Raw genomic sequence first — 16,834 nt, 5'->3', positions numbered from 1 at the left:
ACTAAATAACTCAAAAATTAACTCTCTTATAAATTACTGATGATCACTCGTTTTTATAAACTAAGTATCATCATCATACTTTTTATTTCACCAACAATTATTTTAGCCCAAAGTGAAATATGCGATAATGGTATTGATGATGATAATGATGGATTAATCGATTGTTTTGATCCAGATTGTACCAATTTCCCAGGTTGCGATGGCTTTTATTTTGGTAATGACACTGCTAGCTGCCAGGTGATACCTCCAATTGTTCCTAATTTTAATATCGTTCCTAAATTTTCAACGGATCCCAATGTGGCTAAAATTGAACAAAGATCTGGTGTGATGGTAGCAGATTTAGATCTGGATAGTATACCTGAATTAATAGGTAAAAATATGCCTAAAGGTGAACCCGGTGAAATTAATATTTTTAGCGGAGCCAATGGGGAGCTACTACAGCAAATCATTGAAAAAGGGAATACCCATGCCTATACCCAAGTAGCTGTAGCTGATGTGGATAAGAATGGTCTTGGAGATATTTTCGTGAATGAAAATAGAATATTAAGACGATATGAATACCGAACAGATCGTTTTATAGCGGAAGCTAGTAACCAAGAAAAAAACACTTCGAACATGCAGACACCTCAAATAGCAGATTTTGATGGTGATGGTGTACCCGAAGTATATGTTGGTAATGCTATTTATAATTCATTGACTTTAGCAAGACTAGTTGCTCCAGATTCCTCAAAGAATAGTGCCTCTTATTCCTACAGTAGAAGTGGGGATGATGGAAATAAAATTGAAGATGCATATCCATTAGCATATGATGTATTTCAGCCAGGCGATGCGAATCCAAATGGAGGTACTTTTGGTGATGAAGTAGCAGGTTTAGAATTAATTGCAGGAGGGAAAGTATATGCAGTAGATCTAACAGCAGGTAGATTAACAGAAGTTTCTAGTTGTCCTTTACCTTCTGATTATTCAGATCATTATAGACCAGGAGATGGTTTTGTGAGTATTGGTGATTTTACCGGAAATAATAAATTAGAGGTGGCTGTTACTTCTAAAGTAAATAATAATAATGTATCCATCTATTTGTGGTCGCCTTATACTCAAACCTATTTAGGAAATTATGTTTTTGATAAATCAGCTAAGTTAGGTAGATGTAATCTAGGAGATTTTGATAATGATGGAATGATAGAAGTGGGGACGGCAGGGAGAAACCAATATGTGGTACTAGAATACAATGCTAATTCGAATAGTTTAGTAGAAAAATGGAAAAAATCTGGATTAGACGATGGTTCTGAAATGACAGGATCTACTTTATTTGATTTTGACGGAGATGGTAATATTGAAGTAGTTTATTCAGAAGAAGAAAATCTATTTATTTGGCGTTGGGATGAAGATGCACAAACATTTATAGAAGTTTCAAAAGTAGTTTCTCGTGCAGGAACAAGAACAGAATACCCTTTAGTAGCCGATGTAAATGCGGATGGCCAAGCAGAAATTGTGATGTCCGCACAAGATATCAATGGACCCGATAATGATGCTTTAGGGTATATACAAGTTTGGGGTTCGTATGATTCTCCTTGGGTTTCTTGTAGAAACTTATGGAATCAACATGGTTATCATGTCACTAACATAAATGATGACTTAACCGTACCAATATCTCCTCAAGATAATTTCAATCCTTACTTTGAAGGTAATCTTAATTCATTTTTAAGTCAAACCCCATTTATTACAGATAGTTTAAATATTTCATTTGCTACTCCAGATTTAATAATTCCTGATATTGAAGCAGATTTAACAGATTGTGCCGATGGATCTGATATCCCTATTTTTATCACAATTGAAAATCAAGGAGATTGGTCTGCCGCTTTAGGTACTCCTGTAACTTTATTTAATGGAGATCCTTACACAAGTGCTACAGCTACTGTAATTGACACAGTATTATTACAAAGAACCATCCAGCCAGGAGAATCAACAATTGTAGAGGCGTTAGTACCGCAAGATGGGGCAAATACTATCAACTTATACATTTTAGCTAATCATAATCCTTATGCTTTCGATGGTAGTTTTGTAAGTGTTCCTCTACCGGCGGATACAGTATATACTCCTTTACTTGAGTGTGATTACTCTAACAATTTATCATTGAAATTAGAAATTAATGGATGTGTTATTCCTCCTACAGTAGACTTAGATAACAACAATAGTTCAGGTGTTGGAGGTGCAGATTATCAGACGGTTTATTATAAGGGATCAGAAATTTCAGGAGAATTAGGTGATGTGGATACTAAAATCACATTATTAGGAACGGATTTTATATCAAATGCGGTGGTGACTTTAACTACCGTTGAGTCTACAGATTCATTAATAATACGGAGTGCTCTCCCTGGAAGTTTAACATGGGCATATTCCTCTGGTACCAATGAAATAACCATAAGTGGAGGAGGTACTAAAGCCGAATTTGAGGCAGCTTTACAATTGGTACACTATACCAATGCCGCTTTGACAGATTTCTCTAGAAGGTCGATAAGTAGTATTTTAAATATTACGACAACTAATGTAAGTAGTAATATTGCTAGTACTTTTATTGATATTAAATCAAGACCTACCTCCCAAGATGAAACTAGAACCATTGATGAGGATACATTTTTCCAATTCCAAACTTCAGATTTCACTTTTAATGATGAAGATGGCGACACATTTGATGGAATTAGAGTAAGCTATCCTTTAGATCCAAGAGATCTTAATGGACATCTAGTTTATGAAGGTGATACTATAACAATTTATCAATTAACGATTGGACATGAGATAAAAAATGTAAACCTCTTACGATATTATCCTATTGAAAATGAGAGCAATGATAATGTCAATCCATATACTCAATTTAGCTTTAGAGTAAAAGACAATACAGGCAAAGACTTATCTCATCATCATTCAATACGTCATTTATTTACTATTAATGTTACCCCAGTTGCAGACCCACCTATTTCAAGAGATACTACTGTGGTTGTTCGGGAAGTTACTCCAGAGACAGGTCTAATTACCGAATACTTTGAATTTGGTACAGTGGATTTAGGAGCAAATTTTAGTAAAGTACGCATCACCTCTTTACCTGTTAAAGGTACGCTAACCTATAATGGAAGTGGTTCTTATCAACCAGTGACATTAAATCAAGAATTGGATGCAACTGGAGGTTTTTCAGTACAGTATACATCAGATCCATTTAACCCAGGAAGTGATGATATTATACACTACTCCGAATTTGATTTTAAAGTGATAGATTCAAATACTACTGCTTCAGATAGTACCTATCATGTTTTTATCAATTTATTAAAAGATATAGTGATACTGGATTTCTGGAAATATGGTTTGAAAAATCAAGATATATATTTTGAACCTAATGATTTCTTGAATCATTATCATAGTGAAACAGGCCAAACTTTAACAAAGGTAACGATCAAGTCATTGCCATCAGATGGTACATTAAAATTTAATGATGTAGCACTAAATATTGGTGATCAGATAGATATTACAGCTTTTGATGATGACCCCAATACTACCCCCAATTTTATTTTTGAACCAAATCAGTATTTTGTTGGCTATACTACCTTCTTATATAATGTCGAGGATGCTATAAATGATGTGAGTTCACAGGATGCTACGATTAATATTATTATTCGAGATGTAAGGCATGAACCTGTTGCAGTCGATGATTTTTCAGGGACAATCGCAAATCAACCTATTTTTGTTGATGCCTTATCGAATGATTATGATGACGATAATGATTCTATTTTTATTACTAGAATTAATTCTGTGGAACATGGTCAAGCAAGTATCATCGATCAGCAAGTTTATTTTATACCTGAAGATGGATATATAGGTAGTGATGTTAATGGAGCAAGAATTAACTATACAATTTCAGATGGAAAAGAAGGGTCGAGTTCTGCTGTTATTTCTATAAATATTACCAATGACGTTCCAGTCGTAAACGATTTATACTACGGTGGTTATGTAGGAGATACTATACATTTTTCAGCCAGAGATTTTCAGGCTCGATTCTTTGATAGTCAGGATTTAACGAAGATTAAATTCCCAACTTTACCTACAGAAGGAACGATTTATATGTTTCCGCAAACCGCTATTTCTGCCAATCAAGAAATAAATATTGCTGATGCAGATCAGTTGTATTACATCAACAATCTACCTGAGCAAGAAATTACAGAAGATTTTCATTGGAACGGATCAGATAATATACAATATGCAGATGTTGATGCGAATGTTAGGATACATTTATATCAAAAAACCTACCCACCCGTTGCTGAAAATGATGTAGCAACTACAACTGAAATGACCCCTGTTTTAATAGATGTTTTAGACAATGATTCTGATCAAGATGGAGACCCTATTCGTATCACAGATGCTCACATGGAGGAGCGAAATGTTGATGATGGAACTATTATAATTGAAAACGGACAAGTAAAGTTTACTCCTTCAAGAGGTTTTACAGGGCTAACATATGCTAGGTATTTTATAACTGATGATACTGATGGTTCTGCCGAAGCGATCATTAGGCTAACTGTTGTTAATTCTCCTGATGCTCCTGTTCCATTACCATTTGAAAAGTATGGACAGAAAAATCAAGACTTAACATTTGCAACTCAAGATTTTGAAGATCATTATAGAGATCCAAATGATATGCCTTTAGATAGTGTTTCTATAGCTAATCTACCTAGTGATGGGACGTTATTATTTAATGGGAGCCCTGTAGCTTTAGGTCAGCATATTGATAAAGATCAGTTAGGTAATCTTGTATACAGGCCTAATACCGATTTCTTAGGTAACGATAATTATTTATACAATGTCTATAATGGTGAATTCTGGGGAAGATCATCTTCAAGAGTATCCATTTTTATAGTTGAAGATCTAGATAATATTACTCCTGTAGTTTCAGACTTTACCAAAAAAGGAAGTGAAAATGAGGAGATCCCAATCTCTATTAACGATTTTCAGGAACATTTTACTGATCCTATGGATTCGGCAATGACCGAAATTAGAATTCTATCATTACCTGAACATGGTGATTTAACTTATGATGATCAAGATGTCATTATAAATCAAATTATTAATGCCGATAGTTTGGATGAATTGATTTACACCCCAGATGTAGATTTTGCAGGAAATGATAGTATTCAATGGAATGCATCCAATGATAAAAAATATGCAGATGAGGAAGCTACTGTTTTTATACAGATAGGACCAGAATTGGTGATTTACTCTTCTTTTACACCTAACAATGATGGTATAAATGATTATTGGCACATCAAGGATATTGAGTTTTATCCTAACAATGAAGTGACCATCTATAATCGTTGGGGTAATGTAATTTATAATTCAAGAGGATACGATAACACTTCTGTAAAATGGGAAGGAACCAATAACCAAAACGGAGTAGGAGGAAGTATTTTACCAGCTTCAACATACTTCTATAAAGTTGATTTAAATGATGGAACACCAGCTAGATCAGGCTATGTAGTTCTTGCAAAGTAAGTAACCCAAATCAAAAAAAGATGAAACATTGTTTTGCATTTATATGGTTGATGATCATTTTGATAGTTCATCAAACCAATGCCCAACAGACTACCTTATATACTCAATATATGTTCAATGGTTTGACTATCAATCCTGCTTATGCAGGTAGTCAAGGAGGCATAAATTCTTCTCTTATTTACAGACAACATTGGTCTGGCATTGGTGGTTCTCCTCATACCACAACACTAGCTGTAGATTCTCCATTGGGAAATAAAAGAATGAGTATAGGAGGATTGCTTTCTCAAGACAAAATTGGAGCTACCACTACACAAAATGTGAATGTAGTGGCTTCTTATAGAATCAACTTATTTTCAGGTACCTTATCCTTTGGTTTACAAGGAGGATTTAATAGTGTAGCTGTAAATTTTGCAGACCTAACTTCTTTTCTACCAGATCCTGCTTTACCTAATGAAACAGTGAGACGAAGCTCTCCTAATGTTGGAGCTGGACTATTTTACAATACAGATCATTTATATGTTGGATTCTCTGCACCTCGATTAATTAGTTCAGAATTGGGAGACCCAAATTCGACCTTAGTGGTAGAAGAGAAAAGACATTATTTTATATCAGCTGGTTATGCTATCGAATTAACACATTTGTTGATGTTGAAACCCAATGTATTAATAAGGGCAACCGAAGGAGCACCCTTACAAGCGGATATAAACTTAAATGCATTAATAATGGAATGGCTTTGGTTTGGACTGTCGTATAGAACACAAGAATCTGTGGCCTTAATAACAGAAGTTCAATTGGGTAAAACCTTTAGAATAGGATACTCCTATGATATGATTACTAATTCAGCTTCCAATATTACAAATGGTTCTCATGAGTTTATGCTTAATGTATTCTTTGAGAACAAGAAGAAAAAAATTAAAACACCAAGATATTTTTAACAGCACATGAAGCATTTAATCTACCTACTCCTGATGCTGGTATCTCCTCTGCTAATTGCACAAACAATGCAGAATCAAAGAGTACAAAACTTTGATGAAAGAAACGAAGAACGCTTTCAAAATATGGATTACGCTAAAGCGTTAAAACAGTATCAAAAGAAATATCAAAAAGAAAGTAATCCAGAAAAAAAGGAAGAGTATGCCCTACAAATGGCGAAGTGTTTTCAGAAGTTGAATAAACCTCAAAAAGCAGTAGAATTATTCAATAAAATGGATACGTCTTTATTGGCTTCTAATGAAAGAGCAACTATATTATATGCTGATGCTCTTTTTAATGTAGGGGAATACAAAGAAGCAGAAAAGTGGTATAAGAAAGCCTTTAACATGAAAGGGGCAGAACATTCTTCTGAGGTATATCAAAAATTAAAAAACTTATCTACCATATCCCCTTTATTAAAAGACCAGGACCTTTTTGAGGTAAAGAATTCTACTTTTAATTCTGATCAAGATGATTTTAGCCCCTTTAAATATAATGGTGGTTATGTTTTTTCATCCAACCGAAAAGCCAAGCAAACTGGTGGTAAGAAATATGCATGGGATGGAGGATCATTTTTAGACTTGTTTTATGTAGATTCCTTAGGGAGTGTAAATAACTTCTCTTCTAAAGTGAACTCAAAATACCATGAAGCTTCAGCATCTATTAGTCCTGATGGGAATATGATTGCTTTTACTCGAAGTTCAGCTAAAGAACAAACAGAGGATAAAGAAAGTAATCTACAGATAATGATTGCAACAAAAAGTTCTGATGGAGAATGGAATAAACCAAAAGAATTTTTATGGAATAAAACAGACTTTTCTACTGGTCATCCTTCCTTTTCTTCAGATGGTCAAAGATTATATTTTGTTTCTGATCGACCAGGCGGCGTTGGTGGCTCAGATATTTATTATTCAGATTTAAGTTCTAACGGGAAATGGTCTTCACCTACACTAATGGGAGAAGAAATAAATACTATCAAAAATGAAGTTTTTCCAGTTGTAGATGGTCAAAAATTATACTTTTCATCTGACGGATGGGGAGGTCTTGGAGGTTTGGATTTTGTGATGCAAAATTTAGATAGTTTATACGAAAAACCACTGCATTTACATGCTCCAATTAATTCTAGTTATGACGATTTTGGCGGAACTAAAATTGATATGAAACGTTATTTTATTTCTTCAAATAGAGTAACAAACTATTCTGATAAAGGTAACGATAACATTCTTAAAGTTGAAAAAGTGTTCTTTAAAGGAATAGTCATTGATAAGTATGAACGAACCCCAATTAAAGATGCATTAATTGAAATTAATGGTAAAACAGTCACCAAATCGGATTCCTCTGGTTTATTTAAAGTTCGATTTGATCAATGGCCAGATTTGTCTCCTATCATTGGTAAAAAGCAAAGTTATGCTTCCGATACATTAGCAGGTCAGGAAGCTGAGAAGCACATCGAAATAGGAGAATTAATAGTCTTAGAACTGTCTCAACCTTTTATTGAAGGGCATGTCTACGATTCTTTAACCAAAAAGCCTGTCATTGCTCGCTTAACCATAAAAGAAAGGTCTACGGAAAAAGAAAAAGTGGTGTTTTCAGATTCAACGGGGTATTATAGAATCCCTGTAAAAGCCGAAGAACATTATGATTTTATCTCTGAAAGACCAAGGTATTTCACAAGAAGACAAGCAAGTAATACCCAGAATAATTATAGGACGGTAAGAGATATAGCAATGAATCCTATTGTTGGGCAACGTATCAGAATCTATTATAATTTTGATATGTCTAATATACGAGACGATGCATCTCACTCATTAGATACTGTCGTCAATGTAATGAAATATAATCCGACAATAACCATTGAATTATCATCTCATACAGATATAAGAGGTAGGGATGCTTATAATCAAACTCTTTCAGACCGTAGAGCTAAAGAGGCATTTGATTATGCGGTTAATAAAGGTATTGCATCAGAACGAATGACTTACAAAGGGTATGGTGAAACAATGCCTGTAATAGATTGTAAGCAAAAAAGATGTTCAGAAGCGGAGCATCAATTGAATAGAAGAACGGAGTTTTATGTAACCGGATATATTAATGAAAAAGGATATTTTGGCTCTGATTATAATAAATTCTACCCAGATTCTTTATCAGAAGTTTTAGTGGACGGCGATAAAGAAATTATGAGATCGAATTTTAATAGTATTACAGGTATTTTTGTAAGCCTTATTGGAGGCGTAGAGGGATATGAGGTAAAAGCATTCGATGATCAGGGGAAACTATTAGCCAAAGATAAAACAACCGAAGAAGGAGTGTTTAATTTGACGGTATCAAATCAGTACAAATACAGATTAGTATTAGAAAAAGAAGGTATAGAAATTACCCATAGAGTAATTACTTTAGAAGATTTTGACGGAAAATCGAACTTTGATATCACCATTTATAAATGATTAATTGACCATCACAAACGCACCCCAATAATAGGGGTGTGGATAGGTTTTAATAAGTTCTTCTTGAGCATTTTTGAAGGCTATAGTTTTATCACCAACAGCAATCCATTGTTTATAAAACTCGTTCATCAACATTTGTGTTGCAATATCATCAACACTCCATAAACTCATAATAATAGAATTTACACCAGCGATACTAAACGCATATTGTAGTCCAGAAATACCATCTCCAGAAGTTAATTCTGAAACCCCACTTTGGCAAGCCGATAACACTAATAATTCTGTGTTATTAAGGTTAAGCCCTTTTACTTCATAAGCGGTTAAAATACCATCATTTCCAGAGTTATATATGTCTTTAAGTTTCTTGTTTTCTTTGAATGTGATTTCAGAAAAAAACAAACCAGATTTTAATAAGGGGCTGTTGATAATTGGGTATCGTAGAGCATCTAAATAGAACCCATGTGTTGCTAAATGAAGGATATAGGGTGATGTCTCTATTTTTTTGATGTTTTCTTCTGTAGCATCTAATTGTGACCAAGAAGTTACTTTCCAATTATGAGCTTCAAATAATTGTGCAGTTGTTTTTATTTCTGTTTCAGTACCTGGTAAATTGTAGAGATTAAAATAATAAGCTTGCTCGTTTCCTCTCGCTTTATCTTCTTCAACATCTCTTGATAAGCTAGTTTCTTCTTTTTGAAAAACAGGGTTCCCAACTAATAAAATTTCTTTATTAAGTAAAGGTTTTTGTCTGTAAAGATATATGTCAGCAGTACTCATTACTAAATGAATGTTCTCTTCTTCGATGACATACTTTTGAGTTTTAGGGTTAGTAAGAATATTAAGATTAATAGAATTATAAATACCATCGTTACTCAAGAAAATTTTATTACTTTTTATACCTAAAGTATTAATTGTCTCTCTAATGGGTTTCCAATAAAAATCATATGCATAATATTTCTTTTTTGGTTTTTTTGTAACAATTAATGATCGAGTCTTAAACTGTGTGATACTTTGATATTCTCTTAAAATATCTTGTTCTAAGATCTTTGCATTACCAATTGGAACAAATTTAGGGCGCTCTAATTCTTTTGAAATAATGATTGCACCATAAGAAACTTTTGTTTCAAGTATATTTTTGAGTTTGATGATTTCTACTGCAATCTCACCTTCTTTTAATCTAGTTTGAGTGCTTTTCCAAGTATATTGCATATCTAAAAGAGTAGAATCAGTGTTTGAATATGTGGCATATACAAGAGATTTTTCTAGATTATTTATTTGATCTGTTACTTCGTATGCATTAAAATTAATTTCTTTTCTTTCAGTTGGAGATAAGAAATTAGCCGTAGCTAGTTTTGATTTCAGTTGATTTAAACTTTTGGTGTAGTTGGTGAATTTAACTGATTGTCTATACTGACTTAGTTTGTTGATATTGTGCTTTCTAAGAATGGATTCTTTTAAAAAGAATTTTCTATAATTCACTTGTATATCATAACATTTACTCCTCATTAAAGGAGATTTTATTCCTTCATCTGTAGCCATCATACTAAAGAAATAAGTGAATGCTAAACTGGTATTATGTATAAAATTTACTTTTTCATCCTCACTAGTAAAAGTAAGTTGTTCATTGAGTTGTTTAAATTTTAAGTCAACAGCATTGAGGATCATACGTTCGGCGGCATCCCATTTTCCTAATAAGGAATTTATGTAAGCCATTTTACCCTTAATTGTTGGTTTATGAATAGAATTGTTATCGAAAGTATTCTCTAACTTTTTTAATTCATTATATGCGTTTTCATACTCATTAAGAGAAAGATAAATAGATGCTTTTTGATCAATAATTTTTAAGATAAGATAATGCTTGTCAGAGATTTTCTTGCTTTTAGCAATTGATTGAGCATTTACATGATACATATTAGCTTTTTCAATATCACCGTTTCTAAAAGCTAAGTTTGCAAGTATAAATTGCGTTTCTATCAGCAATGCATGATCTTCAGTTAAAACCTTTTTAATATTAACTTCTAAAGTGTCTACTTTTTCCTTTAAATCCTTTGTCTTTCCCTCATCTAGATAAATTTCATATAAAGCAGCACTAACTAAAAAATAAGCATATGAATTTTCTTTAGCACGTTTTTCTAAAAAACGGATTTCATTTTCACAGATGTTCTTCGCTTCATTAATCCTACCTAGAGTAATAAACATTTCTGCCAATAGCGCCACTGTTTCACTATAATGAATAGTAAAGAATATTTTTTCTTGGCGAACAAACGATAACAATTCAGTTAATCTTAGTTCTGCTTCTACATATTCTCCATTGATGAAATGATAGGTTCCTTGTAGTTTTAGACTAAATAAGTGAAGTTCTGGGTCGTATGTTTCAATTTCTTCACCTTTTGCTAAATAATTAGAAGCTGCTTTTGTATTTCCTTGTTTCAAAGAGATATCACTAAGATGATAGTAAGCTTCTTTGAGCATAACAGGATCACCTTCTATCTGATCAAATTTATTAATGATTTGTTGGAATTGTGCTGTAGCTTCTAAATAGTTACTCTCTTTTTTGTTGAGTTTAGCCAATTGAAATAACGTGATAAGAGTAGAAATATGATTACTTCCATAATTCTTAATATGTTTTTCTAAACCTCTCTTGTAGTACTCTTTGGCTTTACTGTTATTGGATTGAAGCTCATAAGCATCACCAATTGTAGATAATAATAATAAATATTGTGAGGTATTGGTTTTTTTATTTTTGTGGTAATAACGTTCTAAGTCGTTAAGAGTTTTGACTAAATTAATATCTGTTCTATACGATTTAATATATAATTTGGCCATTTGAATTTGTATCCAATCATCGTCAATCGTATTTTCTAATCCTACTTTTTCTTTTTCATGTTTGAAATTAAATTCTCGACTTTTTATAAAATACTCTTCACTCTTATCATATTCTTTAAAATTTCTATAAATGACAGCTCTATTGATGGCCGTATAAACATTATCGGGATGTTCAGAAGAAAGGGTTTTGCGATAAATAGTTTCAGCTTCATCTACAAGAGGAATAGCTTGAAAAGTTTGATTGAGTTGTAATAAACAAAAAGCCTTGTAATTTAATGCTAAAGCATAATCAGGATACAGCCATCCAGATGATTTGTCCATTATAGTAATGGCTTCGTCAATTTTTTTTATTGCTGTTTTGTATTCGTTTCTATTGATAGACAATTCTGAAGAAACTAATAGAGGGATAACTACCTCAATACTTTGGTTGCCAAATTTTACTTTTGATTGATTAATCCATTGTTTAGAAAGGTCTTTAGCCTCAGACATTTTTCCTTCATCAAATAAATTATTGATACTTTGAGGAGTAATACCCTGATTTTTTTGGGCAAATAATTGGGAGTATTGAATGTTGAATATTAGGATTAATAAAAATATGAGTTTTCTAGAATGGATTGTCATAAAATTAGGGGTAGTTTATAAGAAAGGATGGATTTCAAATATACTAAAATAGAATGATAGTGTTTAATGTTATTAAGCATTTGATGCGAGAAGTGTTAAAATAATGCAATTAAGACATAAAAAAAACACGTTAAAGTGATATTTAACGTGTTTTTCTCTTTTAAAAGGAAGACCTTATTTTTTCTTCGCTTTCATAATTATTTGTTTCCCAGATAGTAATTGTAATTCTCCTTCCACAATTTTATAATTATCAACTAAATCGACCTTAGCGAAAAAGATGTGCTCAACTTCGTTATCAGCACACATTTTTCTTGTTGCAGCTAAAGGACCAAGTTTTACTTTTTGAGAGTAAGCATCTAACTTAATTTTACCCTTGAAATTGTTACAACTTCCACTTCCTGTTACATCACCTTTGTTTGAAATAAATAAATTTGGGATGTTACCATTTAAATCCTCAATACCCTCTATGTATGTGATTTCCCAATTTTTAGATAAATCTCTATGATTAACACCTTTTTTTGCAGTGACAAGAACTTCATCATCTTTCATTAAAGTGATTTCATCACCATTAATTTCGAATTTATTGAAACTGTCAAGAATTTTACCTAGTGCTTTCTCATTTTCTGCTACTTCTTCACAGAACATCATTGTAGACATAAAAGGACCAGATTTTATTTCATCTTTTTCCTCATCGTATTCAAATCCGCCTCCTAGGCCATTACAGCCAGCATAACCATTGATTCTTTTTGAAGAAACCTCAAAATTTATATAAGTTAAAAGAGGGTCAGTCTCTAAATCGCCAATTTTACTTATTACCCAAGTTCCATTTAATAATGCCAATTTATCTTGTTGTTCTTTCACGATTTTTTCTAATTTATAATGTAAAGAAGAGGCATCAGCAGGAGGGTTATCTACTTTACTAACAGAGACTTCGATTATATATTCTGTTCCTTCTTGGTAGTCAAAACCTTCAATTTTACCATAGAAGTTTTTCCATTCAGTATCGCCGTCCTCTTTAATAAGTAAACATTTTTGAGGACCAACACCTGTACAGTCTGTCATTTGACTACTTACTGTGATGGTTTTAGTATTTTTTTCAGGTGATTTTGTTGAAGCACAAGCAGTTGCTAATAGGGCTATGATTAGAGTAAAACCCAATTTAAATGTATTTGTCATAATTTTGTGTAGTATTTCTAATTGATTACGGATGAGTAAAAGTTTTCAAATTTATGTTTAAGTTCATCCAATGTTATTCTTTAACGGTAAATCTATTTACGAGTTTATAAATTAGATAATCTAAAGGGGTTAAACAAAGTTAAATGTCATCTTAAAAAAAAAATTTTAAAAATCTTCTGACATTTTTTGTTCTCCATATAATTTCATTTGTCTTACTTTGTGAATGAAATAAGAGTGTGTAACGATTAATAAAATATGAAAACAACAATCTATACTTTACTTTTTAGTATGGTTTGTCTCTATATATTTAGTTCATGTAATACTGAAGAATCAAAAGTAACTACATGCGATCAAAACGGTATTGGAGAACAATATCAATTTTATAGAAATATCTTAACAGAGGCAGTGAAGTTATCGGATTGTGAAACAATTCAAGATTATTCTGAAGAGGCAATAACGTTCATATCAGAAAATCAAAATTGTATCATTATTTATTTAGTGCTTCAGGAGGGAAATAATATAGACGATGAACAAACCGCAAATAAGATTATAAACGAGATGAAAGTTGATATTATCAATATACAATATTCTTGTGAAATAGATAATTTACCATCATCACAATAAGATCTATCCATAATAGATTTAAAGAATAGACAGTTAAAGGCAAGTTACTTTAGCTGTCTTTCTTATTTTATGGGAATTATGTTTACTTTTGAAATCTAATTTTAATATACTTAATATAAATAATATCAGATGAGTTTGTTAACTGTAGGTTCTGTGGCTTTTGATGCTATTGAAACTCCTTTCGGAAAAACAGATAAAATTATCGGTGGAGCAGGTACATATATCTCTATTTCTTCATCGTTTTTTAAAAAACCAGTAAATGTTGTTGCTGTTGTTGGTGATGACTTTCCAGAGGAATACATCAAAACGTTAGAAAATCAAGGTGTAAATACAGATGGTCTTCAGGTAAAAGAAGGTGAAAAAACTTTCTTCTGGGCAGGTAAATATCACAATGATATGAACTCTAGAGACACTTTGGTGACTGAACTTAATGTATTGGAACACTTCGATCCAGTTGTTCCTGCTAATTATCAAGATGCTCAATATGTAATGTTGGGTAACTTATCGCCACAAGTACAATCTACAGTAATCGAGCGTTTGGAAAACAGACCAAAGTTGGTAGTAATGGATACTATGAACTTCTGGATGGATATTGCTTGGGATGATTTGATGAAAACAATCTCTATGGTAGATGTTCTTTCTGTAAACGATGAAGAAGCTCGTCAACTTTCTAAAGAGTATTCTTTAAGAAAAGCAGCAAAGAAAATTATGGCAATGGGACCAAAGTACTTGATTATAAAAAAAGGTGAGCATGGTGCATTATTATTCCATGAAGATAAAATCTTCTCTGCCCCGGCATTACCTTTAGAAGAAGTATTTGATCCAACAGGAGCAGGAGACACATTTGCAGGTGGCTTTATCGGTTATTTAGCAAAGACAGATGATATCTCTTTTGATAACATGAAAAAAGCAGTAATCTATGGTTCTGCTATGGCTTCTTTCTGCGTGGAGAAATTTGGTACAGAGCGTCTATTAGAAATGACAGAAGCTGATCTAGAAGCAAGAGTAAAAGAATTTGAAGAATTGACTGTATTCTAGGTCAAATTCTTAAGATAAATAAGAGGGGACATTACAAATTGTAGTGTTCCCTTTTTTTCTATTATCGATTATTGTAGTTTAAATTATGCTTTGCTTTAATGCTCATACACATTATAAAGATAAAGAAAACGAGGTAGGTCTCAGAAATAACTTTATTCAATCTTTTACCTCTATTAAGGATGCCCAATTGCAATCTTCTGGGATTCATCCTTGGCACATCAACACATTAGATATCGATGCTTGTTTGAAAGATTTATCAGAAGTTATAGATCAAATTGATGCTATTGGAGAATGTGGCTTGGACAGGTTGATCGATGTTGATTGGTATTATCAGATAGAAATCTTTAGGAAGCATATTGAATTATCAGAAAAACATCAACTTCCTTTAGTGGTACATTCTGTAAGAAGTTACCCTGATATTATTCAGATTAAAAAACAATCTAAATGTACTCAGCCATGGATTATTCATGGTTTTGTAGGGAATACACAAGTGGCTCGTCAATTGATTAGTAATAACTGTTATTTATCATTTGGAAAACATTTAATGAAAGGACATCAAAAAACAATGAAAGCACTGAAAGAAGTAGATGCTCAATATGTGTTTTTTGAAACGGATGATGACCCCAAAATATCAATAAAAGAAGTTTATCAGCAGGGGGCAAAGTTACTTGATGTCAAAATAGAGCAATTAATCGAAGAAAAATGTCAATTAGCGTCTAAGATGTTTCCCAAAATTAAAGTACTTCTTTAAATTTGCAGCCGAATTTTAAACACTTATTCTTGATATGGGACACTGGCAAGAAAGAACAGAACTCTTAGTTGGATCGGAAGGATTAGATAAATTAGCTAAAGCACACGTACTTGTTATTGGAGTAGGTGGTGTTGGTGGTTTTGCCGCAGAAGCTGTTGGTCGAGCTGGTGTAGGCAAAATTACACTAGTCGATGGAGATGTAATTGAACAAAGCAATAGAAATAGACAAATTGCAGCTTTAATTTCTACAGACGGAATGCCAAAAGCAGAGGTAATTGGTAACCGAATAAAAGATGTAAATCCAAATGTGGAATTAGATGTAAAAAAAATCTACTTGGATAGGGATAATATCAAAGAACTTCTTTTGGCAGAGAAGTATGATTATATCATAGAATGTATTGATACATTAGTTCCTAAGATGGAAATTATTACCACTGCGATTCAAAATAAAATTAAAATAATTAGCTCAATGGGAGCGGGTGGGCGTGTAGATCCTACTCAAACCAAAGTTGCTCGATTAAAAGATACTTATAATTGTCAGTTGGCTCAGAAAATTCGTAAACGAATTAAAGAAAAGAGTATCAAGAGAAAACTTAAGGTGGTTTTTTCTCCCGAATTGATCGATAAATCTAAAGTGAAAACGGTCGAAGGTGTTATGCATAAAGCATCCACTATCGGAACAATATCTTATATGCCAGCAGTATTTGGTCTTACCTGTGCCTCTGTAGCTCTCAGGGGTATTTTAGAAGAGGATAAATAAAAAGATGCTGAAAGTCATCAGAAAAATGTGGCTACTTTTGTCACATTTTTCTACATGCATTGGTTTTCTTTTGAGGTATCAAAAGAT

9 protein-coding genes are annotated in these 16,834 nt (G+C 32.6%); 7 read left to right on the top strand and 2 right to left on the bottom strand.

The window, feature by feature from the left end; all coding sequences use genetic code 11:
- Positions 1–39: 39 nt before the first annotated feature.
- The 3 genes from NH26_RS07795 to NH26_RS07785 are packed head-to-tail and all read left to right on the top strand — an operon-like array spanning position 40 to position 8,951.
- Positions 40–5,535: an Ig-like domain-containing protein gene (locus tag NH26_RS07795; protein ID WP_044225070.1), complete on the top strand. Its 5,496-nt coding sequence runs from the start codon at positions 40–42 to the stop codon at positions 5,533–5,535.
- A 20-nt stretch (positions 5,536–5,555) separates the two neighbouring features.
- Complete coding sequence (locus tag NH26_RS07790) at positions 5,556–6,470, top strand: PorP/SprF family type IX secretion system membrane protein (RefSeq protein WP_084812096.1); 915 nt, start codon at positions 5,556–5,558, stop codon at positions 6,468–6,470.
- A gap of 6 nt (positions 6,471–6,476) precedes the next feature.
- Positions 6,477–8,951, top strand: a complete 2,475-nt coding sequence (locus NH26_RS07785) for an OmpA family protein (protein ID WP_084812095.1) — start codon at positions 6,477–6,479, stop codon at positions 8,949–8,951.
- Here the strand turns inward: NH26_RS07785 and NH26_RS07780 are convergent, their stop codons facing one another.
- Together NH26_RS07780 and NH26_RS07775 are read right to left on the bottom strand one after the other, a co-directional pair.
- On the bottom strand, positions 8,952–12,398 hold the full coding sequence (locus NH26_RS07780; RefSeq protein WP_044225078.1) for a CHAT domain-containing protein: 3,447 nt from the start codon (positions 12,396–12,398) through the stop codon (positions 8,952–8,954).
- A gap of 174 nt (positions 12,399–12,572) precedes the next feature.
- Positions 12,573–13,574: an META domain-containing protein gene (locus NH26_RS07775; protein ID WP_052432090.1), complete on the bottom strand. Its 1,002-nt coding sequence runs from the start codon at positions 13,572–13,574 to the stop codon at positions 12,573–12,575.
- Positions 13,575–13,829: 255 nt separating this feature from the next.
- Here NH26_RS07775 and NH26_RS07770 point away from each other — a divergent pair, with 255 nt between their 5' ends.
- From NH26_RS07770 to NH26_RS07755, 4 genes are all read left to right on the top strand, one after another.
- Positions 13,830–14,198 (top strand): hypothetical protein, encoded by a 369-nt coding sequence (locus NH26_RS07770; protein ID WP_071397118.1) that lies wholly within the window; start codon positions 13,830–13,832, stop codon positions 14,196–14,198.
- Positions 14,199–14,327: 129 nt separating this feature from the next.
- Positions 14,328–15,236, top strand: coding sequence for a PfkB family carbohydrate kinase (locus NH26_RS07765; RefSeq protein ID WP_044225083.1), 909 nt, complete (start codon positions 14,328–14,330; stop codon positions 15,234–15,236).
- 85 nt (positions 15,237–15,321) lie between these two features.
- Positions 15,322–15,987 carry a TatD family hydrolase gene (locus NH26_RS07760; protein WP_044225088.1) on the top strand — a complete coding sequence of 222 codons (666 nt, stop codon included), beginning with the start codon at positions 15,322–15,324 and terminating at the stop codon, positions 15,985–15,987.
- A gap of 34 nt (positions 15,988–16,021) precedes the next feature.
- The gene (locus NH26_RS07755) at positions 16,022–16,747 is read left to right on the top strand and encodes a tRNA threonylcarbamoyladenosine dehydratase (RefSeq protein WP_044225090.1); all 726 of its coding nucleotides are present in this window, start codon (positions 16,022–16,024) and stop codon (positions 16,745–16,747) included.
- The last annotated feature ends 87 nt before the right edge of the window (positions 16,748–16,834 follow it).

It is taken from the genome of Flammeovirga pacifica (assembly GCF_000807855.2).
Taxonomy (GTDB): domain Bacteria; phylum Bacteroidota; class Bacteroidia; order Cytophagales; family Flammeovirgaceae; genus Flammeovirga; species Flammeovirga pacifica.
Note: the sequence above shows the minus strand (reverse complement) of the source record. Positions and strands in the feature narration are given on the sequence as shown.